Below are 24,773 nucleotides of genomic sequence, written 5' to 3'. Positions count from 1 at the left end.
ACCCTCAAAACCCTACCCGAATTTCCGTCACCATCCCAGTATCGCGAAAACTGACCTCAGGTCTTTGCCCCTTGCCCGTCCAGGAAAATGTAGTGGCGTAATCGATTTGTTTGTCATGACACGAACCGGATCAGCACCCAGCCGCTGATCACGATGTGGGCCAGGGTTATCAGCACGGAGAAACCATGTAAAACCCCAAACCTTGTCTTGTTGCCCGAATCACTCGCCTGATTGATTGCTGGCATCAATACCTGCCGGGTTGGCAGCGTTGAAATCGCAATGACTCCCAGCCAGACAGCGCTCCAGATATCGCTGCTCCAAACGAAAATCGCCGCGAGCAAAGAGGTTACGATAACCAGCAGGTAAAACACAGGAAATGCCCGTCGGATTGAAGCTCCGGCTGTATCCGGCGGCAACACCGCGAATAAAAACCCTGCGAATCCGGCCGAGTACAGTACCATCCCGCCAAACAGCGCGGCGGTGAACAAAAGTGCGACAGATTCCATTTCGGCTGTCCTTCATCAGCGGTTGACAGATAAACCCTACGATCAAGTTGGGCAAAGGGCTTTCTTTGATACCCACCGTTAAAACTTTGCAGCCTGACAACTCCGAATTGCCTCTTACAACGTAGGGATTAGCTCAAGGCCAGCCCCCGTGCGGGAAAGTCGGTAGCTTAAAGCGAGAGAGGGTATGCCCGAGGGTCCGGAAATACGTCGTATGGTCGATGACATCAGCAAGGCTGTAGCCGGTGAGACAGCGCAAAACGTGTTTTTTGCTTTTGAGCATCTGAAAGCATTTGAGAATAATCTTCGGGGGCGGAGAGTCGAACGGGTGGAAGCCCGAAGCAAAGCTGTACTGGTGTTCTTTGAGGCATCCGATGAAGATGGCCCCTGGTGTGTGTACAGCCATAATCAGCTTTACGGAAAGTGGCGAATCGGCAAGCCCGACCGGGAGCCGAAGACCAATCGACAGCTCAGGTTCGCGATTATCGGCCCGGAAAAAGCAGCCCGGCTCTACAGCGCATCGGACATTCAACTGATTCGGCCGGATGAGCTGGACACAGTGCCTTACCTTGCCCGGCTTGGGCCGGACCCCCTTAATCAGGCAGTTAACATTGATCAGCTGTTGTCTGTATTCGAGAAAACGCGTTTCCGAGGGCGTAACCTCGGTGGCTTGCTGTTGGATCAGGGGTTTGTGGCAGGCATTGGCAATTATCTTCGATCCGAGATCCTGTTCGCGGCCAGGATTTCTCCCTGGGCCCGCCCCCGCGATCTGGATAGAGAGCAACAAATCCGGCTGGCCAAGGCCATATTCACCCTGGTTGAGCGGGCCTATCGATTAAAAGGCATCACCAATTCGCCAGAGCGCGCAGAGCGGCTCAAACGGGAAGGTTGGACCTTCGGCGAGCGCCGGCACACGGTGTTTAACCGTGACGGGGAACGCTGCCATGATTGTGCTTCGGCCATTGTCAAAACCATGATGGCGAGCCGGCGATTGTATTACTGCCCGGTTTGTCAGGAGGTTTCGTCCTGACCGAGCTGTTCAGTACAGGCTTGCCCGAGGTCGTCGCAGCGATCACTTGCCGGCAATCGACTCTACGGGGAGCCATTCGGTTAGCCCTTCGATACGGCTGCTGCTATCGCCGATGCGTATTGGTATCTGCCAGCGCTTGACCACACCGGGGCGTTTCGGGTTTTCGACCCTGTCGGCATAAGCTGCCCGCGGTTCGATCCAGCCATAACTCTGGCCGTCCGAAACCTTTGCCCAGCGCGCTTCGGCACCCGCCTGATTATCGAGGAAAGAGGGAGCGCCGGCAGGGGCAACGTTGGCCCAGGTCGGGCTGTGCCGATTGGCTTCGACGCCTTGTGATGAAAAGCGCAGGAAAGGTTCGTCCTGCTCGCCCATCAGCACTAGCGACGAGTCGCCGCGATAGGACAGGAAAAGCCCCGGTCGGTCGCTGCCGGGCATGGCGCGTATCAGCGCCTGACCTTTCAAGGCACCAATATCCACCACCTTCGCCTGGGCGATTCCCGCTGGGGCGGGCACATACTCGAAGTGGCCGGAGATAAGGCTTTCGGTGTCACCCAGTCGAACCGGAATCGACCACTGACCCACAGGCGAACGCTCCCCTGCGTCAATCACCTTATGGGGCAGGTCGACTACTTCCGTTCGCAGCCGCAGATCGAACCAGCCCCAGTTCGGTGTGGCTTCAACCACCGCCCAGCGTGGATCTTCGGACGCTTCGGCGGGAATTGCGCCGGGCGCCATGAGTGTATTGGTGCGGTGAAAAGCCGCCGCGCCAAGATCCCCTTCGGTATGTTCCGGGCCAATGCGCAGGAAGGGCCGGCCTGCTTCATCGTGGATCGTTAATGACTTATCAGTGGGATTTGCTACCAGCAGCTGGGGCGCCAGCGTTTTGCGCAACTGCACCCGCAGTTGCGACAGAGCCGGCGGGATCGGGTCGAGCACGGCACGTATGCTGCCTTTGTCCCCGTCCGAGTCACTACCATGGCTGTGGGCAGTCGCTGCCCACAGCAGGGTCAGGGTGGCGGTTAAGAATGCGACGAGAAGCCGGCCCCGCGGGGGCCGGCCATGGTTGAGATAACGCATCATCCGCCGTTGCTCTGATCCGTGAAGTCAACGATCAGACCCTCAGTTGCACCTGGCAAACTGGTGATGGTATCTCCCAGCACTGAGACGCCGCCATCGAGAGCAACCCCGAGTTCGTTCATCAGCTGAGGCGTTCCATCCTGAAGTTGGCCCAAGGTCGGCACGGCGCTGGTAGCCCCTGAACCGAGATCAAGGATTGGGTCCAGCAATGAGCCACCGCTGCCGACACTGCCGAGCAGGCCGCCGATCAGTCCGCCATCGCTGCTTTCGGCCTCGGCTGGCGCCGGCTCAAGCTGTTGGACGAGGGGACTGTCTGTCGCATTTGGATCGGCCAGCACGCGGACCGGCGTAGACTCCGAAGGCACACGCATGCCGTCATCCGCTTCATAGCTTACGAACAGCATGTATTGGCCCTCTGGCAGAACGGCACGATTGCCGGTCATCTTGACCCTTACCTTGTTGCTGCTGCTGTCTACAATCGGCAACTCTACGGTACGCTGATCGCCGTCGATCAGGTGGGTAGTTGCTTTGCGGCGGATCAGAAAGACCTGGTCAATGTCCGATCGATCTGTCTTGATGTCGAAAACACCGCCATTGGTCATCAATGCGACAGGCGCTTTCTCGATCATCGGACGATCATCACGCGTGGCATAAGGCGGCGTGTAGATCTCAAATGACGGGTCACGCCCGGCGTAGTCCGCAAACCCCAGTTCGTCCATGTTTATGAAAGACAGATAGGCAGTATTGATGGGTGAGTGACCGCCGATCAGAACCCGCCCATCAGGCATCAGCACTGCCGTGTTGTGGTAGGTCCGTTCGCGGTTGGCTGAAGCCATCGGCTTCCAGGTCTCGGTTTCGATGTCGAATCGTTCGGACTGAATGATCGCACCTTCCAGACCCGTCGCCACCACGCCATCGCGTGTTCCACCGGAAAATACCATGACGCTGTTATCTGGCATCATCACGCCCGAACCGTACCAGCGCGGCTGGTTGAGCGAGCCCGTTAAACGTGACTCGTAGGCCATGTCATCGCCGTTGGTGGTGACGGTATCGATGCGCGACGAGGAAATCGGTAGATAGCCACCCGGGCTGCCTGCAGTCACATAAGTTGGTACGCCACCAGCTGTCAGGAACTCTGACTCGTGGTAACCGCCGTTCGCATCCGGACGCAGCGGAAGCTGAATCGAGAAGGTCGAACCGCGCATGCCAGAGCCGATGGCCCGCTCAAGTGCCTGGTCATCAACCGGCGTTTCGAGCAGCTGGCCGATGGCAGCGGTCGGGTCGTCAAGGGTCGAGCCAACAAGATCACCCAAAAGACGCTCCACCTGATCCGGATTGATGTTGGTGGGATTGAGCGTGGTGCTCAGCGCCTGCAGGCCGATCTCGTTAAGCCGCAGCGGCAGGCCGGCATAGCCGAGGTCAGTCCATTGTTTGGACTCAGGGTTGTAGGTTCCGACTATATTCCACAGGGCTTGGTCGTAGGCCTGCCCGAATGGGTTAAATGCCTGGCCACCGGCGTTGTAGTACACGTGCCCGTTCGGCAACAGGTGCATGCGGGGGAACAGAGGTAATGAACGCTGTGCCGCCGGGCCGTTGTTGCTCCAGGTGCCGGTCTCGAGGTTGTAGGTTTCGGTTTGTGCAACGTTACGACCAGACTGGATCGGATCCTCCGGGTAGACCGGCTTCAGCAGTTTGGTGACACCGCTGGCCACGAATACGTCGCTATTGGCCAGGCTCACCAGGCTCGGATACCAGCGTCCGAATTCCATGTCGCCACTCTGGGACCAGGTATTGGTGGCTGGATCAAAGATGCGAGAAGACCTCAGGCCCTCCAGCTCCACAACACCGACCGGCAGACCGTCGATGCCCGGCTCGGAATAGTAGTCGGTACCACCGACCGCCATCATTTTACCGTCTGGCAGGAACACCACGTCGGCACAGAACAGCGCACCGTCGTTCACGTCTGTGTTATTCGCCGTATCGAGCAGCCCGCCGGTAAGCGTGGTGCTTTCATTGCCGTCCGGGTTAGCACCGCCGTCGCTTGGAGATGGCTCTACCCAGCTTGGCTGGTCATTCTCGTCCAGCGTCATAACGCGGGATTGGTCATTTACAGAGACCTCGCCGAACTGGGCGATAACCGCAAGCTCAGCGTTTTCGGTACCTTCTAACGCATTGAGATACAGGAAGCGATTGCCACCCAGAACGGCAATGGTACCCGCCGCAGGTTTGCACTGAAGGGAGCCACTGGCATCGACGATGCAACGATCACTGGTGGCGACCTGTTCACCATCCACCTGAATAGTGGGTTCGGCGAAGGGTTCACTGAAGAAGCCGACGTCTCCACTGACTTCAGAAGGCTGGCCGTCGCCGGCGCTTTCGCCATCGCCGCCGAGCAGTCCACCCAACAGGCCGGCATGAACCGGCGTCGTCCCCGCGATGATCAGTGCCATCGCCGATGCGAGAGGTAATCGCTTGTAGCGTTTTGTTCTGTGCATGTTGCTTTCTCCTGGCGGGAGCCGCCCCAGGTGCGGCTCTGCCTTGTTATTGTATTTACCGCCCGGTTCACAAACCGAGTGTCCAAAGCGGGGTACGAGCCGGCTTCAGATAAAGTTGCACCTGGATTTATTTTTTTTTGGACTTCAGACCGAGCTTGCCACAATCCATGTAGTGAGCATCTGAGGTCGCGAGCGGCAAATACTCCGCCCACTGTTTAATCGGACGGCTTCCTATTAATGTCCCTGCAGCCGAAGAGCCCCATGCAAATGTGGAGCTCATAGCTGAAAAAGATGATCAGCCGCTTTTCGAGCCCTTTCGCCAGTCCCCGAAATCCTCAATCAGTTTGTAGAACAGCGGCACAAAGAACAGCGCAAGTGTGCTGGCTGCGATCATGCCACCAACCACCACCGTGCCGATCTCCTGTCGGCTGACAGCACCGGCGCCGGTGCTGAACGCCAGCGGCAGGGAGCCAACGATAAAGGTCAGCGCGGTCATCATGATCGCCCGGAAGCGCTGCCTGGCTGCCGCACTGGCGGCTTCCGCTGCGGACATGCCGGTTTTACGGTTCTGGGCGGCAAATTCCACAATCAGAATGGCGTTCTTGGCCGCCAAGCCAATCAATACCAGCAAGCCAACCTGGAAGTAGATGTCGTTGGGGAAACCCCGCAGCATGGCTGCCAGGATCGCACCAAAAACCCCGAACGGAACGGCCGTGGCGACCGCTACCGGCAAGCCCCACCGCTCATATTGTGCTGCCAGAATGAGGAGAACCAGCAACAGACCCATGCCGAACGCCAGCACGCCGGAATCCGCGGAGTCCTGAAGCTGGAAAGCTTCACCAGTCCAGCCCAGCAGCGTGTTGCGGTCAAACACGTCATCACCAACTTCCTGCAAAGCGGCGAGCGCATCGCCAGAAGTAAACCCTGGCCCCGGGTCCGCCAACAACTTGGCCGCTGGGTATACGTTAAAGCGATTGAGAATGTCCGGGCCGCTGGTGCGCTCAAGGTCTACCAGGGAGCTGACGGGAATCATCTCGCCGTAATCGGACCGAACAAACACCTTGCGCAGATCGTCCGGATGGCTGCGAAACTCACCTTCCGACTGCAGCGTTACCTGCCAGTTTCGGCCCTGCAGCGTGAAATCGTTCACATAGAGCCCGCCAAAGGTGCTTTGCATGGTGGTGAAGATCTGGTCAACGGGCACCCCCGCGGCCAAAACCTTCTCCCGGTCAACATCGGCGCGGTACTTGGGGATTCCGGTATCCAGCGTCACCCGCACGTTCTGCAGCTCAGGCCGTTCGTTTGCCTTCCGGGTGAACTCGTCGGCAATGGCCTTGATCTCGTCGGGTGTCCTGCCGCCCCTTGCCTGGATATAGCCCTCTACCCCACCAGTTGTCGAAAGTCCCTGGATCGGTGGTGGCGTGAAAGCCATGACTGACCCCTCGGGCATGGCGCCACCAACACCCATGATCTTGCCCGCCACACTAGCGGCATCCTCACCATCACCGGTGCGTTCGGCCCAGTCTTCCAGGGTCACGAACGCAACGCCACTGTTGGTTCGCAGCGCACTGGATATAATGTCGTAACCGGAAAACGCTACCACATCGCGAACTTCGGGTACGTCCATCATGCGGTCAACCAGATCGTCGCGGAAATCCGACGTGCGGCTCAGGGACGACACCGGAGGCAGCGAATAAGCGGTAAGCACGAAGCCCTGATCTTCCTGGGGTACCAGACCTGTGGGCATTCGATCAATCAACAGCACAACCCCGCCAATCATGGCCGCAAATAACAGGACGCCCACCACGGCATGGCGTAGCAGCCAGTCGACAACCGCACAGAACCCGTTGGTTATCCGGTTAAAGCCGGCATCGAACCAGCGGAATGGCGCCCATTGTTTGTCAGACTGGCCACCCAGCAACAGTGCACACATGGCCGGTGTCAGGGTCAGGGCCACAACACCCGAAATCACCACCGACACGGCGATGGTGATGGCAAACTGCCGATAGAGTTCGCCACTCAGCCCGCCCAGGAAAGCAACCGGTGCAAACACCGCAACCAGCACCAGTGTGGATGAAATCACCGCCCCGGAAACCTGCTGAATGGTCGCCACAGCGGCATTGTAGGCAGAGAGCCCCTCCTCTTTCATCAGCCGTTCGGCGTTCTCCATAATGATGATGGCGTTATCCACCACCACACCGATGGCCAGTATCAACCCGAACAAGGTCAGCAGGTTGACGGAGAACCCCATGGCCTGCATGCCGGCGAAGGTGCCGATCAGGGAAACCGGGATAGCCACCAGTGGTATCAGCGTTGCCCGCAAGTGTTGCAGGAACAGAAAGGTCACCACTACAACCAGCAGGATGGCGATAATGAAGGTGGTAATGACCTCCTGGATCGAAATATCAATAAATCGGGTGGTGTCGTATGGCACGTCATACTCAAGGCCCTCGGGGAAGCGTTCGCTGATTTCCTCCATGGCTTCAGCCACAGCGTCCGCAGCATCCAGCGCGTTAGCGCCTGGTTGCAGGTAGACCCCAAGGGGCACAGTATCATCCCCGTTATACACGGCGGCAAAGTCATAATTCTGGGCACCCAACTCTATTCGGGCAACGTCCTTGAGCCGCAGCGAGGCGCCATCCTCGTCACTGCGAAGGATCACTTCACCAAATTCTTCCGGGCTGGTCAGTCGTCCGGGTGCCGACACACTGAAAGTGAAAGCCTGCCCTTCCGGCGCCGGCTCGGCGCCGATGCGGCCGGCCGCAAACTGGGCGTTCTGGGCCCGCAACGAGGCGGCCACATCCGCTGGTGTCAGCTCGTACTGGGCCAGTTTGTCCGGGCGCAGCCAGACTCGCATGGAGTAATCCTGAGCGCCAAACAAGGAGGCGTTACCAATACCTGGCAGGCGCACCAGTTCATCCAGCACGTTCAGCAGGGCGTAGTTGGAAATTTCCACCACGTCCATGCTTTTGTCAGGGGACGACAACGTCAGAACCTGCAGTATCGATGTGGACCTGGCCTCTACCGTCAGGCCCTGATCGCGAACAGTTTGAGGCAGTCTCGCCAGAGCCTGCTGCACACGGTTATTGACATTGATAGTGGCCTGGTCCGGGTCGGTGCCGATTTCAAACGAGACCGTGACGCGAAAACTGCCGGAGTCCGTACTGTTGGACTCCATGTAGATCATTTGATCCACACCGTTGATTTCCTGTTCCAGCGGTGCCACAACGCTGTCCGATATAACGTCGGCACTGGCACCCTGGTAGCGGCCATCAACCACGACTTGGGGCGGAACCACATTGGGGTACTGCTCCACGGGCAACCCCAGGAGCGAGATGGCGCCAGCAATAACAATGATAATGGATACAACCGATGCGAAGATCGGGCGGTCAATGAAGGTGCGCAGCATTACTTGGCCTCCTCGCCTTCATCCCTGGCTTTTACCTCGGCCCCGTCACTGAGATTGACCAGGCCACTGGTGATAAAGGTTTCGTCCACTTCCAGGCCCTCCAGTATGACCTGACGCCCATCTACAACAGGCCCAAGCCGGACCGGGCGTGCACGGGCAGTGCTGTCATCATCAAGCACGAAAACCCGCGGCCCTTCTGCGCCTTCGGTCACCGCTTTTTCCGGCACCGTTACAACACTCTCAAGGTTCTGAAGCTGCACCCTAACCCTTACAAACTGCCCGGGGATAATCTGGTTGTCGGGGTTGGGGAAAACGGCCCGGGCGGACACGGTACCCGTCCGAGGGTCCAGGGTGGAGGCCGTGAAATCCACCTTGCCGGTGCGGTCATACAACTCGCCGTTTGCCATGATCAGCGTGGCGTCTACATCTTTTGCACTGGCGGCATCGGTCATTGCCTCACGAGCGGTTCGCTGTATCGCCGCATCGTTCTCCGGCAGCGCAAACCGGACATGCACCGGATTCTGTTGCACGATGGTGGTCAGCAGCGTGCCCTGGTCAATCAGGCTACCCTCGGGCAAATCTTCAAGACTGGTCACACCGTTAGCCGGGGCCCTGACATCGGTATAGCCAACGTTCAGCTCAGCCTCGGTAACGCCTGCCTCGGCAACGGCCAGGTTGGCCTGGGCCAATTCCAGAGCAGAACGTGCGGAGTCACGATCGCGTTCACTGACTGCATTGCGCTCGTACAACGAGGAAATACGGTTCCATTCACGCTCAGCCTGACGCAGATCCGCCTCAGCCACCTGGCGTTGAGCCCTTGCGCCCTGCAATGCGGCTTCCGAGGGCTTGGGGTCAATGCGGAACAGGGAGTCACCTTCACTGACAATCTGGCCTTCGCGATACAGGCGTTCCTCAAGGATGCCCTGAACCCGGGCGCGGACTTCTACTTCCCGAGCTCCGCGAGCCCGACCGGCGTAGTCCTGGCGGACTTGCACGTCGGTTGTTTCAGCCGTTTCCACGATGACCTCCGGAGCGGGCTGTCCGCCACCGCCACCACCCTCACCGGCATTTTCAGAATTGTCACCGCTGCAGGCCACCAGACCGGCCATCAGCGAAGACAACAATAAGATTTTACGGAGTGGCTTTGTGGAATACAGCAGGGCAGCATGCGATGGCATGAAGGAGTTCTCCTCGGGTAAGACGCGTTCGAATTGCTGGAACGATACATTCATTCATGGATGTATGCAAAAAACTTTGGCATGATAATGCACAAGACAAACGGGCCGGCACGCACCAAACGGCGGGGCCTACACTCGCAAAGACGGATATTCACCATGGCCAGAAAAACCAAGGCGGAAGCCGAAGTCACGCGCCAGGCTGTACTGGATGCGGCAGAACAGGTCTTTCTCAGTAAGGGCGTGGCCCGAGCCTCACTGGAGGAAATCGCCCGCACAGCGCAGGTCACCCGCGGCGCGGTTTACTGGCATTTCCAGAATAAATCAGACGTTTTCAACGCCATGCTCGAGCGTGTTCGACTGCCGATGGCAGAGATGACGGAAAACGCCGCCGACGCACAGACCGGCGATCTGCAAACGCTCAGAAACCTGTGTATCTACGCGCTTCAGACTCTCGTCGAGGATAAACGCCACTTCCGCGTCTACAAGATCCTGTTTCACCACACAGAATCGGAACACGGCCTGAGACTGCAGGATGAAATGGCGCAGGAAGCTATCGATACATTGACGCGGTTTTTCAGCAACCACCCACCCCATCCGTCACTGACCGCCAGGCAGGCCGCCCGTTCGCTGCATACCCAGATGCTGGGCATTTACTTCGACTGGCTCAGGAACCCGGACGCCTACGACCTGGGCGCCGAAGCGGAATGCCTGGTCGACACCCTGTTCCGGGGCCTCTGCCCTGACAACGAGCCATTATTTAAATAAAAGGAAACCCCATGAACAGGCGCTGGCTGCCCGTTATCGGTCAGGCGGGCAACGATCATGCCTTGACGGTGAGCCTGACCCAATTAATGGTTACGCCCGAAAACATTGAAGCCACGGGCCCGATCTATAACGACTTGCCTTATGTTGGCTACCTTTCCGGCTCAATCACTCTGTGGAGCTGGAGTTCGGATTCCCTGACCGGATATGGCATCGGTTTGGGTGTCGTTGGGCCGAATTCCGGCGCCGAAGCAACACAAAAATGGATCTACAAACTGACCGGCAGCACCAACCCGAATGGCTGGGATAACCAGTTAGGCACCGATGTGATTGGCGAACTCCATGCCTTTCACGCCCGCAGGCTATTTCGCGATGATATCGGCAGCGGGATTTACCAGGAGATGGCGCGAGGATTGGCTGGCATTCACCTGGAATCCAGATTGCTATCAGGCTGAGGGCGACGACCAGTCAGGTTGAAGCTAATAAAGATGCACTTTCCTTTGGCACGGTTCCGGCTGCGTATCGCTTCTGAGGACCATAATGGCTTTATCTCCAAGCACTGAGTAGACCTGCGCAAAAGGCGCCCAAACTCGCTCCCACACTTTTGTTCAAACCATCCGATTGAAAATCCCATCCTTGCGAAGCAAGTGTCGCAAAGCTGCCGCAATGTGTCCGACGATCAGTACACTCAGGGTTATGGCAAGCCACCCATGTATATAAAACAGGCGGGCAGCCAGGTCTTCGTCCTGTGGCACAAAAGGCATGCCAGGAAGCTGGAAATCGCCCAGTATGGTCAGAGCCGGATACGCCGTCACACCGGCCCAGCCAAACAAGGGTGTGACCACCAACAGTAGATACATCAGGTGGTGTACGCTCTTGGCGGCAATCTGCAAGTTGTGTGGCATTTCATCCGGGTAAGGCGGGCCCTTCAATCGGATTTTCACTACGATCCGCAGGATCATCAGTAGCAGAACGCTGAAGCCAATGGCTTTGTGCACACTGTACAGTGTGTTCGTCAGCGCCCCCCAGATGTCTGCTTCCGCGCGTGAAGCCATCCAGAGTCCAATGGGTATCAACGTCAGAACCATCAGCGCCATTATCCAATGCAGTACCCGCCACCCTGCGGGGTATTTCAGAATCTGTGGCATACGCTGCCCTCCACGTTATTCCCTGTCGCCTGGGTGATAACTTTTACTTTAGGCGATTTTTTGTCTGCGCACCCAGGCAGTCCGAAATGTTTCCGCAGCCACCCCGGCCAAAAAGCCGAAGAACGGGTCGGCCCAGAAGGTAACCAGTGCGGTTATTGCGATGACAGGCCAGCAAGACGGTTTCGCTGTCCAGAGGCGCTTGGACAAACCAAGCTCGACCGCGGCCACCAACAACAAGGCCCCGAGACCAGCCGTTGGAATGGCCGTAATGAATGAAAGGCCGCCCGGTATCAAAGCAATCATTAGCAAGCCTGTTCCCAGTAGAACAGGAGCCATGCCGGTGCGGGCGCCGAAGCGGTAATGCGCCGCCAAGCCACCCGCCCCGTGGCACATAGGCAATGCGCCGAACGGCACCATTAACAGGTTGGCAAGCCCGGTACTCACGGAAAGCCGGGCTGGCGAAACGCGACGGGATTGCTCGCCGAAGTAGTCCTCTGTCATTAGCGCGGTAAGAAAGATGGCATTGGTTAACGTGAGCGCTAACTGGGGCAACACTAATTTGGAAAACCCCTGTTGCCAGTCGTTTATGCCCGGCAGCCCAGGCAACGAGAACGTAACCGGACTGGGGATATCAAGCGTTGGTCCCGGTGCCCCGATCAATGCGCCGATTGCGACTGCCACACAAAGCCCTATTAACGCCGCTGGCCAGCTGGGGAATATCTTCAGGGTTATTAACAGCACCGACAAAGTGATTAACCCCACCGGCAATGACGTGGCCATCAACCCGACGCTCATGCTGGCCAGTAACAACCCCAACCCAAGCTGGAGCCCGCTTAAAACCGACCCCGGGACGAGACGTGCCGCCCGATTAATCCAGCCCGTCGCCCCCAATAACAGCAATATCACCCCGATCAGCACGCCACTTGCCACCAGGCTCTGCGCGCTCACCTGGGTTGTGAGCAACAGGGCAGCAACCGCTTTCATGGGCTGTACCGGTATCGGCAGACGATAGTACAGCCCCGTTGCGATATAAAACGCGGCAAATCCCAGCAGTACCGGTATCGGGGCCAATCCCGCCAACCCGATAGCGCCAAGGCTCAGCGGCAGCAAGGTGCCCAAATCGCCTAGTGCTCCGCTGGCATCCTTCACTAGATTTTTTTGTATTGAAGGCATTCAGGGTCCTCAGTGATGCGCTTATATATTAGCGCCGCTCAGGCGTTATATACCACCTGCCCCAATTCGCTGATATCGTAACCGCCCAGCGCCTCGGCACGCTGCGCGAAGCGCTCGCAACGGGCAAATGCCAATAAGCGTTGCAGGGCCGGTTCAAAGTAGTGACGCCGGCGCATGGCGAGGTCAAATTGCTCTTGTTGGAGCGGGATAAAGGCCAGCCCCTGGCGCCGTGCAGCGGCCTCGATTCCCACACCGATATCCGCTTCGCCCTGGCGAATGGCCAGGGCCAGGTCGTCCTCGCTAAGCGATGGGTTCGCCGCCCACGTGAGTTGCCTGGCGTCGATGCGGTGACGAGCAAGTAAGCTCTGCAACAAATGACTGACGCCGGCATCGGGCTGGCGATGCGCGACTCGTATTCCGGGGCAGGCAATATCCTCGAGCCGAGCTAGTCGATGAGGGTTTTCGGAGGCTACAAGGAGCCCCTGCTGGCGTTTAGCCCACCGTATCAGCACCAGATCGCGCATCCCGCTCAGCCCTAGCGTGGCAGGGTCATTGTAACGCTGACTTTCAGCATGCCAGATATGCATACCGGCGAGCATCGCGCGCCCGTCGATTAATCGTTGTACACCATCACCGCTTCCCTGACACAGCAAAGCCAGCTCTGCACTGCTCTCCTTCACGGCCCATTCCAGCAGCGGATCCTGGCTACCCGCCAGAACTGGCGGGGTCGGATTGCTTGCGGCGTCGTCCCCTTCCAGATGGTTCATCAACCACAGGTCTATGCGCTGACGCGGAAATAACAGTTTTCCTGTCACCCGTACACAGGGAATCACGCCCTGGCTGACGAGATCATAGACTTTTCGCTCTTTCAGTCGTAAATATTCGGCAGCTTCGGCCGTGGTGAGGTAAGCGGGAAGAGGCATCGGTTTCTCCTGCTGCCGGGGGGTACGCGTTAGACTGTTTAAGCCTGCATGAATTTCAACACGCTGTGCAAAGCGTAGTTGGAAGCGCCACGATGCTCAATATTGAGGAGACGCAGCTGTGGAAAGTAATGCGTTTTATGTGGCGCTATCGCTACTCTTAAACTTGGACGCCACCCTGTTTCAGATTGTGGCGCTTTCACTGCAGGTTTCGCTTCTGGCGGTACTGATCGCAGCTGTGCTGGGGTTTCCGCTGGGCGCGGCGGTGGCGCTATGGCACTTCCCCGGGCGAGGCGGAATCATTGTTGCGCTCAATGCCCTGATGGGACTGCCTCCGGTGGTAGCCGGTCTCACCGTTTATTTGCTGCTCTCCCGCGCCGGGCCACTGGGTGAATGGGGGCTTCTGTTTACACCGAGTGCCATGGTGATTGCGCAGGTGGTGCTGGTACTGCCGATTCTGGCCGCACTTTCGCGACAGAAGGTAGAGGAGCTTCTGGGTGAGTACCGGGAACAGTTTATCTCACTGGGTATGTCGCGTTCGCGCATGATGCCCACCCTGTTGTGGGATGCCCGCTTTGCGCTTCTGACCGTTTTGCTTGCCGGGTTTGGCCGCGCCAGCGCCGAGGTGGGTGCCGTGATGATGGTGGGCGGAAACATTGACGGTGTCACCCGGGTGATGACCACAGCCATTGTGCTGGAAACCAGTAAGGGCGACCTGCCCCTGGCGTTGGGGCTGGGAATTGTGCTGCTGGCGCTGGTGATGCTGATTAATGCCGGCGCCTATCTGTTGGGTGAAGCGGCCAAAAGGCGGATTGGATGACCTCTTTAAACGTACCGCTTACCACCTCACCTGCGATCTTTCCGCCACCGGCGCTGCGCTTCGATGACGTCGCTTTCAGCCACCAGGGTAAGCAGCTGTTCGGGCCATGTTCATTCACCCTGGAGGGGGCAGGCCCCACCCTTGTAATGGGGCCAAACGGTGCCGGCAAGAGCCTTTTGTTGCGACTGGCTCACGGCTTGCTTCCGCCTAATGAGGGGCAGGTGTCGTGGTCAGGCAAGGAACGCCCCCGCCAGGCAATGGTGTTCCAAAGCCCGATACTTTTGCGCCGCTCGGCGTTGGCCAACCTCACTCACGCGCTGGCCGTGAATAAAACTCCGGGCAATGCACGTAAACAGCTCGCCCGTGAAGCGCTTGCACGCTTTGGCCTCACGGCCTCTACCGATACGCCCGCGCGCGTGCTTTCCGGCGGCGAACAGCAGCGCCTTGCACTGGCGCGCGCCTGGGTGCTTTCCCCCCAGGTGCTGTTTCTGGATGAACCCACCTCCGCGCTCGACCCGGTGGCGATTAAAGCCGTAGAAGCCGCAGTGCATGAGTTTTACCAGCGGGGAACGCGCATCGTGATGACCACCCACGATCTGCACCAGGCCAAACGCCTCGCCGGAGATGTGCTGTTTCTTTCCGGCGGAAAAGTGCGCGAGCACACCCCTGCTGACTCCTTTTTCACCGCCCCCGTCTCCCGAGAGGCGCAAGCGTTTATTGCTGGAGAACTGGACGAATAGAGCGTTGCTTTGAAACCAAAACAAGAGAACAACGAGATGAAAACAACCTGCGCGCTCATACTTGCAGGCGTGACCAGCATGGGCTTGGCGGCCAGCGCTTTCGCCGATGACTACATCACCCTCGCCTCAACCACCTCAACCGAAAACTCGGGGCTGTTCGATGCCATCCTGCCGCAGTTCGAAAACGCCACCGGTATCAAAGTGCGAGTGGTGGCGGTGGGCACAGGGCAAGCGTTTGAAATCGCCCGCCGCGGTGACGCCGACACCCTACTGGTACACGACACCGCCGGCGAGCAGCGTTTTGTCGAGAACGGCTATGCCAGCGAGCGCGCCGATGTTATGTACAACGATTTTGTGGTGATTGGCCCGACCGATGATCCGGCAAATGTCAGAGATGCGAAAAACGCCGCCGAAGCATTTGCGGCTATCGCAGAAGCCGAGGAACCCTTCGCATCACGCGGCGATGACAGTGGCACCAATCGCGCCGAGTTGCGCCTGTGGGAGAACGCTGGCGTGGAACCCAATGGCAGCTGGTACCGTGAACTCGGCAGTGGCATGGGGCCAACGCTCAACACTGCCGCCGCCATGGATGCCTACGTGATGTCAGACCGCGCCACCTGGGTGGCCTTTGAAAACCGCCAGAACCTGACGCTGCTGTTTGAAGGCGACGAAGTGCTGTTCAACCAGTACGGAAGCTTGCTACTCTCCGAAGAAAAGCATCCACACCTCAAGCAGGATCTGGCTGAGCAGTGGCACAAATGGCTTGTATCAGAGCAGGGCCAGCAAGCAATTGCCGATTTCACGGTGGACGGACAACAGCTGTTTTTCCCGAATGCCAGATAGGCTGATCCCTGTCGCCTTGCGTAAGCATTCGGGTTAATGGTGTTCCTGAAAGAGCTACAACAACAATGACGATGACAACCCTTTTGCCGAATCCGACCGACCCTCGACTGTCCCGCACGGTGGAGGGCGTTGATGAAAACGGTCAATCGAAGTCGATCAGCGTGATCGAAGAGCGCCCTTTGACCATCTACCTCAACAGCCAGGAAATCGTTACGGCGATGACCATAGGCGATCACCCGGAGTATCTCGCCCTCGGATTCCTCCTGAATCAGGGTATGCTCAGAGAAACCGATCAGGTCACGAAGATTGATTACGACGAAGAACTGGAAGTTGCGGTGGTCCGCACAGCAGATGTCACTGACGTCGAGGACAAGCTGGAAAAGAAAACCCGCACCTCCGGCTGCGCCGTGGGCACTGTGTTTGGTGACATGATGGCGGGGCTTGAAGGGCTGTCACTACCAGATACACCCGTGCACACCAGCACCTTCTACGATCTCTCGTACCAGATTAATCACACGCCCAGCCTGTATATGGAAACCGGCGCCATTCATGGCACAGCGCTCTGTCAGGACCGCCAGATCCTGGCTTATATGGAGGACGTAGGGCGTCACAATGCCGTCGATAAAATCGCAGGCTGGATGCACTTGAATGGGATCCCGGCGGCCGACAAGGTTCTCTACACCACGGGCCGTTTGACCTCCGAAATGGTGATCAAGACCTCACTGATGGGCATCCCGACCCTGATCAGCCGGTCAGGCTTTACCGCCTGGGGCGTTGATATTGCCCGGCAGGTCGGTTTGACACTGATCGGGCGGATGCGGGGCAAGAAATTCACTTGCCTCAGCGGCCAGCACCGCCTGGTGTTCGATCAGGACCTTTCGCAGGTTCCGGATGACGACAAGAAAATGCGTCGCAAGGGAGCTCAGCATGACTGAGTGCGCAGTAATTCTGGCCGGTGGCCAGGCAAACAGAATGGGCGGCGGTGATAAGGGAAGATTGATGCTCGGCGATCAGTCACTGATCCATCGCGTGATCGATCGAATCACACCCCAGGTTGACGCCGTGGTGTTGAACGCCAATGGAGATTTGACCCGATTTGATGATCTGGGTTTGCCCGTGGTGGCCGACTCCATCGCCGATTTTCCCGGCCCGCTGGCCGGCGTGCTCGCGGGCATGGATTGGGCAGCCGAACACGGCCATGAATGGCTAATCAGCGTCGCTGCGGATACCCCCTCGTTCCCTCTGGACCTGGCACAACGACTGGCCGAATTTGAGACCCCGGTAGTGTTGGCAGCCACGCCTGACCCGGAGCGCGGCCGACTGCCCCAGCCGACCTTTGGCCGCTGGCAGGTCGCATTGCGGCATGAACTTCGTGCCGCCCTGAACGACGGCGTGCGCAAGATCCGTCAGTGGACCCAGGCCCAGGGCGAATCGCTGGTGGTGTTTGGCCCGGACGACTTTTTCAACATTAACACACCGGAAGACCTGGCCTGGGCGGAGCAGCACCTGAAGTGAATGTTATCGGCATCGTGGGCTGGAAAAACTGCGGCAAAACCACCCTGGCCAGCGCCCTGATTGGTGAGCTGTCGAGCCGGGGTTTAACGGTCAACTCGATAAAACACGCCCACCATGGCGTGGACGTGGACCAGCCAGGCACCGACAGCTACCGTCATCGTGACGCCGGCGCGCGGGAAGTCATCCTGGCCGGTGGGCAACGTTTTGCCATCATGCACGAACTGCGCGGCGCTGAAGAGCCGACGCTCGATGAGCTGCTGGCCCGGCTGGGCCCTTGCGACTGGGTTGTGGTCGAGGGATTCAAAACCCATTCACACCCCAAGATTGAAGTGCACAGGCAGGAGTGCCCTCGTGGCCCCCTGCATCCCAACGACCCCACCATCATCGCCGTGGCCACGAACTATACTTCGGAGTTTGCGGGCCCCAGTTTTGATCTGAACGATACACCCGGAATAGCTGACTTTATTCTGAGTACAGGAGCTTTATGAGCGAGCTTCGTAATGACTGTTTTGCCCTGCCCCCAGGTGTGAACTGGACGCCGGTGGACGAAGCCCTGGAGCGGTTACGCTCACGTTTGCACCCAGTGGTGGGTGTGGATCGGAGCATCCCGCTGTCACAGGTCAATGGCCGGATACTGGCGAGCGACGTTTATGCGCCTCGCGCCCATCCCCCCAGCAGCAATTCCGCGGTCGATGGCTATGCGTTTGCCGGCCCCTTGACTGAAGTGCCCTGCTCCATGCCTCTTGTTGATGGCCGGAGTGCCGCCGGAGAGCCGTACACCGGCCATGTGCCCGAAGGCCATGCCATCCGGATTTTAACCGGCGCCGTCATACCGGCTGGCACTGACACGGTGGCCCTGGAAGAGGACTGCGAGGTCATAGACGGGCAACTACATCTGAACGGCACGTTAAAAGCAGGAGCGAACCTGCGCAAAGCCGGTGAGGACATCAAGGCGCAGGACCGGATCCTCACCGCGTCCACCCGCCTGACGCCCACCCAGATTTCAGTTCTTGCCAGTGTGGGTATCGAGTCGGTCGATGTCTTCCAGCGGCTACGCGTCGGCGTCCTGTCCACGGGTGACGAAGTGAAACCTCTAGGCGCAGCGGTCACCGACTGGCAGATCTACGACGCGAACCGCCCGATGCTGAGCGCCCTGGTGGCGCAGCTCGGCTATGAGCTGGTGGACCTGGGCCATGTACTGGACCGTGCCGAGGACGTTAAAGCGGCCTTGGAGCGCGGCGCTGAGCAGTGCGACCTGATCCTGACCAGTGGCGGTATTTCCGCGGGGGACGAGGATCATGTATCGAAAACGCTGAAAGCCCACGGTGACATCAGCAACTGGCGTATCGCGATCAAGCCGGGTCGCCCCCTGGCGTTAGCCATGTTCCGGGGAACACCCGTGGTGGGGTTGCCTGGCAATCCCGTTGCCGCCTGGGTCTGTGCGCTGCGCTTTGGTGCGCCGGCAATGGCGCTATTGGCGGGAGCTAAATGGTTCGAACCCCAAGCCTATGCGATGCCAGCCAACTTCACCAAGAACAAGAAGCCGGGGCGCAACGAGATGTTGCGCGCCCGGGTCCGTGATGGAAAGGTTGAGGTCTTCGGCTCTGAAGGCTCAGGCCGCGTGACCGGTCTGGCCTGGTCCGAGGGTCTGGTGGAGTTAAATGAGAGTGCCCAGCAGATAGAGCCGGGGACGCCCGTGCGGTTTATTCCCTACGGCAGTTTCGGGCTCTGATTCTTATAGCGCAGAATCAATCGACGCTGCCATGCACGGCAAAGGCCTCCAACGAGGCATCCTGCGGGGCGCGGGTGCGGTAGGTCTCCTCAACACCCAGTTCGGTCAGGGTGCGGCTGACCATCAGCAGGGTGTTGTCCTCGAAGTCCTCACACATGCTGCGCATCTGGTCGATTTCTTCGCAGGCAACGGGGTAGGCCGTGTCTATATCCGGCGCGCCGTATATTTCGACAAAGGTTCGCGCCAGGGACTGGCGCAGTTGTTCCAATTCGGCTTCGGTGATGTTGCAGACACCCACAAAACTGGCGCGCCCGCCAGACTCTATGCTGTACCAACCATTGGTGAACGCCTGGCGGGCTTTACCCTTCAGATCCGCTTCGGTCCAGTTGGAAAACTCGAATCCACCCGAGATGGCCCATTCTCCGCTGGGTGCGGGCGTTTCAAACACGTTTTCATCGGATACATCCAGTCGCAGGGTTCGGGCCAGTTTCATACGTGCTCCGCGAATTCAATCAAACTCAATGTCTCGGTCATGTCATCCTGACGCAACAGCATACGGCCTTTCTCATCCAGCCCGACAAAGATGCCGGGCTTTGGCAGGTCGATCATCTTGCCCAGGGTGTCGCAGCGTGGCCGCCACTCGTTGTGTACGCGCTCAAACCCACTGTCCATGAAGTAGGTCAGCCATAGAAGGGTATGTTTGGACCAGCTTTCCAGCAATGCCATGGGAGTGATATTGACGCAGCCCTCCTCGTGCAGACAGGTTTGATTCGGGTTTTCGCCTGGCGAGTCGCTCAAGTTCCTGAAAGGCACATCAATGCCGATGACCAGCCAGTTTGGCTGCACCCCGGGATCTGACACATCCGCCGCAAAGCGCACCCCGCCACAGACCGCTCCGTTGACCTTGATACGATCGGGCCATTGAAACTGCACCGGCACTTCCGGTGGGGCCAGTGCGCCCAGGCTCTCGGCCAGGCCTACCTGGGCAACATAGACCGCCAGAATGGCTTCTTCCAGGGGCGTTTCCGGCGCCAGTACCAGGGCCGCACGCAAGTTGTCGCCCGCCTCGGAGTAAAATATAGTGCCGGAATCCACACCTGCGATGGCCCGGCTGACGGCTTTATCAAAGGGATCCGTGTGCCTGGGCACCATTTCTCCCGTAAGTAACGGCGGAAACTGGGGTGACTCGATCATTGGATGGCCCGGGCGTAGGCGTCAGAGGCCACAATCTCATCGGCGATGCGCTGGAAGGCCTGTGCCTGCGGGCTCTCCGGCTTTGACACCACAATCGGGACGCCACCATCCGAACCGATACGGATATCCAGGTCCAGCGGAATCTCGCCCAGGAAGGGGGCGCCAATTTTTTGTGCCTCCGCGCGAGCGCCACCGGATCCAAAAGGATGATGTTCTTTACCGCAGCCATCGCACACGAACGACGCCATGTTTTCGATCACGCCCATTAACGGCACGTCCATCCGGTTGAACATATCGATGCCTTTGCGCGCGTCCATCAGCGCAATGTCCTGAGGTGTCGAAACCACAATGGCACCCGCTACAAAAAATTTCTGGCTCAGGGTCATCTGGACATCACCGGTGCCCGGGGGAAGATCCACCAAAAGCACGTCCAGCCTGCCCCAGTCGACCTGGTTCATCATTTGCTGGAGGGCGCCCATCAGCATGGGCCCGCGCCAGACGATGGCTTCATCATCCGGAGTCATCAGCCCGAGGGACATCAGGGTCACGCCGTGATTGCGCAGGGGCAGGATGGTACTTCCATCGGGGCTGGATGGACGGCCCGACACCCCCATCATACGGGGCTGGCTGGGACCGTAGACGTCAGCGTCCAACAGACCGACCTTGAGGCCTTTCGACGCCAGCGCAACGGCCAGATTGGACGACACTGTGGACTTGCCAACGCCGCCCTTGCCCGAGGCAATGGCAATGATGCGATCAACGCCCCTCGGGTTCTTGTCCTGGGGCCGGGGCGCGTCAGTTCCGATCAGGTTCGGTTTGCCTACTTCGGTGTATTCAACCATTTTTTGTCCTGCTGTATTTAGCTGTCCAGATAGTCATCACTGGTGCGAACCCGGGGGCGCTCTCCCCCTGCCATGGGAGCTTTGTCACCATGGAATTGCGATTTCACCCTACAATCGTCACACATCTTGATGAGCTGAACATTATCAGCGTTCTTATACATCCAGTGCTGATTTTCCAGTTTTTCGACGATGCGGTTAATGGTGCTGGCGACGCCAAACGGCGTGCCACATTTGATGCATTCGAACGGCTCCTCGCCGTGCAATGCCCGTGCACTTAGCGCCTCTTTCGACAGATCCAACTGGGGTTTCAGAGTAATGGCTGTCTCCGGGCAGGTGCTCTGGCAGATACCGCATTGAACGCAGGCGTTTTCCGTGAACTGAACCTCTGGCCGGTCCGGATGGTCACCAAGGGCACCGGTGGGGCACAAGGATACGCAGGCCAAACAGAGCGTGCATTTGTCGGAATCGATCTCGATCGCGCCGTAAGGTGCGCCGACCGGCAATGGAATCGGTGCGTCGACCTTCTCAGCCATCGCGCCGACGGTTACCCGCGTAATATCACGGCGCCCGCCAACCAGTAAAACCGGCTCACTCACTCGCCCGGCGTTGTCTCCAGCGTCGCAGAGTTCCTCGGCAGCAACCACACGGATCCGGCTGGGAGAGTTGTGGGTGCCTGTCAGCATGGCCTGGGCAAGCTCGACTTCCGCGGCAACCGCTCGGCGGTCTGCCTCACTATCTGCCAATATAAGCACTTCGGCGTAACCCGCTCCCAACGCGGCCAGAATCTCGGCATGGCCGATACGATCGGTATGTTCCAGCCCCATCGGGATCAGATCGTCTGCCAGCCCGTCATGATATCGTGCCAGATAGGTAATGGCGTCCGCACCGGCGCCCAGGGTATGAAAAACCAGGCGCGGGGCTTCGTTGGCATGCTCCCGGTACACCCTCGCCATGACGTCGACGGCTTTGGTCAGCGCCTCGAAGGGCGATTCGTTCATGGTCACCGCTGAAGTCGGGCAGACCGCCGCACAGGATCCGCAGCCGGCGCAAATGTCGGAGTCGATCTGGATGTGATCTCCGAACGAAAAGATCGCCTCGGTGGGGCAGACGTCCAGGCAACGGGTACAGCCAGTTTTGTTCGCCCGCGAGTGCGCACACAACGATTCTTCCAACCTGAAATAGACGGTTTTCTCGAACTCACCTACCCGCTCTCTGGCAGTCAGGGCAATACGCTCCAACTCTCCGGTTTTGTTCGGATCGGCCCAGAAATAGCCGTTGCGCTTTTGATAACTGGGAAACGCTGGCGCGCCGCCACGCAGGTCGATAAACACGTCGCACTCACTACGGGCGGTGGCTTTAACTTCACCATAACCCAGGTCGCCACGGCCAGCGGGGTTCAGCGTCTGCAACTGGGCAAATTCCAGCTTGAAATTGCCCAGCGCGCCAGCGGCAGCCGTCAATCGACCTCTGGCGACGTCATAACTGGCGGAGGGCAGCTGTACGAGCCCCGCGTCATTAACGATACAAGTGACGCCGAGTTCGTCCTGTACCAGCTCAGCCATCCTGACGGCCTGCTCGGTAGGCCCGACAATGCAACACACTCCGCTGGACTGGATTGATTTCGCGGGTGCCATCGGAGCCGGTAGCTGCGCCGCGGCGATCAGGGCCGCTTGTTTGGCATGCAGGCGCCTGGGGTTTGCACCCGGTGAGCTCCAGCCAGCGCGATCCCGTATGTCGATAGCACTCATCGGAGCGGATTGCCCGGTCTCGGCCTCTACGTCTTCGCCTAAACGCTCGAACAGGGCGGCCTGCTGGCCACAGGCAATGAGCAACTCGTCACTACCACTGAAGTGCTCGGCCGCCGTTCTCATATCGGCGCCGCACAGTTGGTCCACTTCAACCACCTGCCCGGCGCCCGCAGCCGTCTGCAGCGCCTTGGGATCAAAGGACTGGGTTTTATCGCAGGTGCATAACAGTAGGGTTTTGTGTGCCGTCATCAGGATTTGACTCTTTTCGTTGTTGTTATACGTACACGTGTCAGTGACACATTTCGAGCATGCCACAGCGCTTTGTATTTGGACAATCGGATAATTGGATAATTTTTGCGCTCCTGCTAGCTTGAAGAGATAACAAAAGAGAATTGCCATGAGCAGTCGCACAGATAGTTGGAAACGAGAGTTAAAAGTCGGCGCTGTCGTTCGCCGGTCGCCTGGCGTGACCCGTTGGGCGCACGCCACCTGGAAGCCTGTAGCGGTTATACCGGGCGCCCCGGAGGCGTTCTGGAAGGAGCTCGTCCGCGAAGGCGAAGTGGTCGATTACCACGCAGGCACTGTGGGAATGGAACTATTTCGCGCCGACGTAGAGGGCTATCTCGTATCCCTGAACATGACCGTACCCTCCGTCTGGGTTGTAATGGACAAAGATGAAAACAGCCAGTCTCCATCGGGGTGGGTTGTCAGCACCGTTACCGCCAGTGCCCACGAGGCGCTGGATGCCCTGGACAGCGGTGAGAGTATCGTCGAGCCCGTGCCGATTCCCGAGTCTTTGGCGGCCTGGATCAAGGAGTTTGTCGATATGCACTACATCGAAGAACCCTTCAAGAAGCGCCGTCGTGATGAGATCCGCGTCGATGGTACGGAAGACGCTAAAGGCGATCCGCGTATCCGGCAAGAGAGCGATGTCTTTCGCGCCCCCGCCAACATCAAAAAGCCGAGGGTGCAATGATGAGTGAGTCTCGGTTACAGCGTTGGTCGCGTAAAAAAGCAGAAGCCAGCAAGCCATCTGAGCCTGCCCCTACTCCATCGGTTGAACCCGAATCACCGCCTGAAGAGCAAGAACTCTCTATTAATCAGGCTTTGACTGAGCACGAAGTGCTGGAAAAGTACAGTTTGCCCGATCCGGACACCATCGAACTGGGTACCGACATTACCGGTTTCATGCGCAAAGAAATTCCTGAACTTTTGCGACGTAAGGCCCTCCGCGCGCTCTGGAAATCGAACCCGGTACTGGCGGTACTGGACGGCCTCAATGACTACGACGAGGATTTCACTGACGCCGCTACGGCAACCAAGGGCGTAAAGACCCTTTACAAGGTAGGCCAGGGTTTATTCGATAAAACTGCCAGGCGCGATGAAAAAGTCGAAGAGCAAGTCGAGCAGCAGGCTGAAGCTTCCGAGGCGATTGCACCTGCCGAAGCCATTGAGACATCGCAGCCTGAAATCGCTGATGATTCCTTAAACACTTCCCGTCATTCAGATCCCTTGGTTGCGGAAAATGAGCTGGAACCGACACCCCGCTACCGCCCGCGAATGCGTTTTGACTATTGAGTCAGTAGACAGAACCAATGTTGCGCCCGAGTGAAAACGGGGCTATAAATTTAATGATTAAAAATT

The 24,773-nt window shown here is 58.4% G+C and carries 24 protein-coding genes; 12 read left to right on the top strand and 12 right to left on the bottom strand.

The window, feature by feature from the left end; all coding sequences use genetic code 11:
- Positions 1 to 113: 113 nt before the first annotated feature.
- Entirely contained in the window at positions 114 to 488 is a 375-nt protein-coding gene (locus tag M8010_RS16445) for a DUF4149 domain-containing protein (RefSeq protein ID WP_250093782.1), read from the bottom strand.
- 202 nt (positions 489 to 690) lie between these two features.
- On the opposite strand from M8010_RS16445, the gene nei reads away from it, so the two are divergent.
- Positions 691 to 1,533 carry an endonuclease VIII gene (gene nei, locus M8010_RS16440; RefSeq protein ID WP_250093781.1) on the top strand — a complete coding sequence of 281 codons (843 nt, stop codon included), beginning with the start codon at positions 691 to 693 and terminating at the stop codon, positions 1,531 to 1,533.
- 42 nt (positions 1,534 to 1,575) lie between these two features.
- On the opposite strand, the gene M8010_RS16435 is transcribed toward nei, so the two are convergent.
- The 4 genes from M8010_RS16435 to M8010_RS16420 form a co-directional block, all read right to left on the bottom strand.
- The gene (locus M8010_RS16435) at positions 1,576 to 2,613 is read right to left on the bottom strand and encodes a hypothetical protein (RefSeq protein ID WP_250093780.1); all 1,038 of its coding nucleotides are present in this window, start codon (positions 2,611 to 2,613) and stop codon (positions 1,576 to 1,578) included.
- Complete coding sequence (locus M8010_RS16430) at positions 2,610 to 5,105, bottom strand: galactose oxidase early set domain-containing protein (protein ID WP_250093779.1); 2,496 nt, start codon at positions 5,103 to 5,105, stop codon at positions 2,610 to 2,612. The genes M8010_RS16435 and M8010_RS16430 overlap by 4 nt, the downstream gene beginning before the upstream one ends.
- 295 nt (positions 5,106 to 5,400) lie before the next feature.
- Positions 5,401 to 8,514, bottom strand: coding sequence for an efflux RND transporter permease subunit (locus M8010_RS16425; RefSeq protein ID WP_250093777.1), 3,114 nt, complete (start codon positions 8,512 to 8,514; stop codon positions 5,401 to 5,403).
- Complete coding sequence (locus tag M8010_RS16420) at positions 8,514 to 9,692, bottom strand: efflux RND transporter periplasmic adaptor subunit (protein WP_250093775.1); 1,179 nt, start codon at positions 9,690 to 9,692, stop codon at positions 8,514 to 8,516. Before M8010_RS16420 ends, M8010_RS16425 begins: the two co-directional genes overlap by 1 nt.
- A gap of 156 nt (positions 9,693 to 9,848) precedes the next feature.
- Between M8010_RS16420 and M8010_RS16415 the strand changes: the two genes are divergently transcribed.
- Both M8010_RS16415 and M8010_RS16410 read left to right on the top strand, forming a co-directional pair.
- Positions 9,849 to 10,457, top strand: coding sequence for a TetR family transcriptional regulator (locus tag M8010_RS16415; protein WP_250093774.1), 609 nt, complete (start codon positions 9,849 to 9,851; stop codon positions 10,455 to 10,457).
- Positions 10,458 to 10,468: 11 nt separating this feature from the next.
- A complete protein-coding gene (locus tag M8010_RS16410) occupies positions 10,469 to 10,909 on the top strand; it encodes a lipid A-modifier LpxR family protein (RefSeq protein WP_250093772.1) in 441 nt (146 codons plus the stop codon).
- A gap of 153 nt (positions 10,910 to 11,062) precedes the next feature.
- On the opposite strand, the gene M8010_RS16405 is transcribed toward M8010_RS16410, so the two are convergent.
- Genes M8010_RS16405 through M8010_RS16395 form a run of 3 tightly spaced genes read right to left on the bottom strand, consistent with a single transcriptional unit; the run spans position 11,063 to position 13,698 of the window.
- The gene (locus M8010_RS16405) at positions 11,063 to 11,602 is read right to left on the bottom strand and encodes a cytochrome b (RefSeq protein WP_250093770.1); all 540 of its coding nucleotides are present in this window, start codon (positions 11,600 to 11,602) and stop codon (positions 11,063 to 11,065) included.
- Positions 11,603 to 11,650: 48 nt separating this feature from the next.
- Positions 11,651 to 12,775 (bottom strand): putative sulfate/molybdate transporter, encoded by a 1,125-nt coding sequence (locus M8010_RS16400; protein ID WP_250093769.1) that lies wholly within the window; start codon positions 12,773 to 12,775, stop codon positions 11,651 to 11,653.
- A gap of 38 nt (positions 12,776 to 12,813) precedes the next feature.
- Positions 12,814 to 13,698: a substrate-binding domain-containing protein gene (locus M8010_RS16395; RefSeq protein WP_250093767.1), complete on the bottom strand. Its 885-nt coding sequence runs from the start codon at positions 13,696 to 13,698 to the stop codon at positions 12,814 to 12,816.
- Between the two features lie 118 nt (positions 13,699 to 13,816).
- Between M8010_RS16395 and M8010_RS16390 the strand changes: the two genes are divergently transcribed.
- The 7 genes from M8010_RS16390 (at position 13,817) to M8010_RS16360 (ending at position 19,345) form a co-directional block, all read left to right on the top strand.
- Positions 13,817 to 14,515: an ABC transporter permease gene (locus tag M8010_RS16390; RefSeq protein ID WP_250093766.1), complete on the top strand. Its 699-nt coding sequence runs from the start codon at positions 13,817 to 13,819 to the stop codon at positions 14,513 to 14,515.
- A complete protein-coding gene (locus M8010_RS16385; protein WP_250093765.1) occupies positions 14,512 to 15,255 on the top strand; it encodes an ATP-binding cassette domain-containing protein in 744 nt (247 codons plus the stop codon). Before M8010_RS16390 ends, M8010_RS16385 begins: the two co-directional genes overlap by 4 nt.
- A gap of 36 nt (positions 15,256 to 15,291) precedes the next feature.
- On the top strand, positions 15,292 to 16,098 hold the full coding sequence (locus M8010_RS16380) for an ABC transporter substrate-binding protein (RefSeq protein ID WP_250093763.1): 807 nt from the start codon (positions 15,292 to 15,294) through the stop codon (positions 16,096 to 16,098).
- Positions 16,099 to 16,163: 65 nt separating this feature from the next.
- Positions 16,164 to 17,033: a formate dehydrogenase accessory sulfurtransferase FdhD gene (locus M8010_RS16375; RefSeq protein WP_250093762.1), complete on the top strand. Its 870-nt coding sequence runs from the start codon at positions 16,164 to 16,166 to the stop codon at positions 17,031 to 17,033.
- Positions 17,026 to 17,613: a molybdenum cofactor guanylyltransferase MobA gene (gene mobA, locus M8010_RS16370; RefSeq protein ID WP_250093761.1), complete on the top strand. Its 588-nt coding sequence runs from the start codon at positions 17,026 to 17,028 to the stop codon at positions 17,611 to 17,613. The genes M8010_RS16375 and mobA overlap by 8 nt, the downstream gene beginning before the upstream one ends.
- Complete coding sequence (gene mobB / locus M8010_RS16365; protein ID WP_250093760.1) at positions 17,610 to 18,101, top strand: molybdopterin-guanine dinucleotide biosynthesis protein B; 492 nt, start codon at positions 17,610 to 17,612, stop codon at positions 18,099 to 18,101. Before mobA ends, mobB begins: the two co-directional genes overlap by 4 nt.
- Positions 18,098 to 19,345, top strand: coding sequence for a molybdopterin-binding protein (locus tag M8010_RS16360; protein ID WP_250093759.1), 1,248 nt, complete (start codon positions 18,098 to 18,100; stop codon positions 19,343 to 19,345). The genes mobB and M8010_RS16360 overlap by 4 nt, the downstream gene beginning before the upstream one ends.
- Before the next feature lie 16 nt (positions 19,346 to 19,361).
- Here M8010_RS16360 and M8010_RS16355 read toward each other — a convergent pair whose 3' ends face one another.
- Genes M8010_RS16355 through M8010_RS16340 form a run of 4 tightly spaced genes read right to left on the bottom strand, consistent with a single transcriptional unit; the run spans position 19,362 to position 23,378 of the window.
- Complete coding sequence (locus M8010_RS16355; protein ID WP_250093757.1) at positions 19,362 to 19,838, bottom strand: DUF6505 family protein; 477 nt, start codon at positions 19,836 to 19,838, stop codon at positions 19,362 to 19,364.
- Positions 19,835 to 20,539: a biotin/lipoate--protein ligase family protein gene (locus M8010_RS16350; protein ID WP_250093756.1), complete on the bottom strand. Its 705-nt coding sequence runs from the start codon at positions 20,537 to 20,539 to the stop codon at positions 19,835 to 19,837. The genes M8010_RS16355 and M8010_RS16350 overlap by 4 nt, the downstream gene beginning before the upstream one ends.
- A complete protein-coding gene (locus M8010_RS16345; RefSeq protein WP_250093755.1) occupies positions 20,536 to 21,381 on the bottom strand; it encodes an Mrp/NBP35 family ATP-binding protein in 846 nt (281 codons plus the stop codon). The genes M8010_RS16350 and M8010_RS16345 overlap by 4 nt, the downstream gene beginning before the upstream one ends.
- Positions 21,382 to 21,398: 17 nt before the next feature.
- Positions 21,399 to 23,378 carry a 4Fe-4S binding protein gene (locus M8010_RS16340; RefSeq protein ID WP_250093752.1) on the bottom strand — a complete coding sequence of 660 codons (1,980 nt, stop codon included), beginning with the start codon at positions 23,376 to 23,378 and terminating at the stop codon, positions 21,399 to 21,401.
- Between the two features lie 148 nt (positions 23,379 to 23,526).
- On the opposite strand from M8010_RS16340, the gene M8010_RS16335 reads away from it, so the two are divergent.
- Positions 23,527 to 24,105, top strand: a complete 579-nt coding sequence (locus M8010_RS16335) for a DUF3305 domain-containing protein (RefSeq protein ID WP_250093750.1) — start codon at positions 23,527 to 23,529, stop codon at positions 24,103 to 24,105.
- Complete coding sequence (locus tag M8010_RS16330) at positions 24,102 to 24,707, top strand: DUF3306 domain-containing protein (RefSeq protein ID WP_250093748.1); 606 nt, start codon at positions 24,102 to 24,104, stop codon at positions 24,705 to 24,707. Before M8010_RS16335 ends, M8010_RS16330 begins: the two co-directional genes overlap by 4 nt.
- Positions 24,708 to 24,773 lie beyond the last annotated feature (66 nt).

The organism is Marinobacter sp. ATCH36, assembly GCF_023555055.1.
Lineage (GTDB): Bacteria > Pseudomonadota > Gammaproteobacteria > Pseudomonadales > Oleiphilaceae > Marinobacter.
The sequence above is the reverse complement of the archived record's forward strand: the minus strand, read 5'-3'. Positions and strand labels throughout refer to the sequence as shown.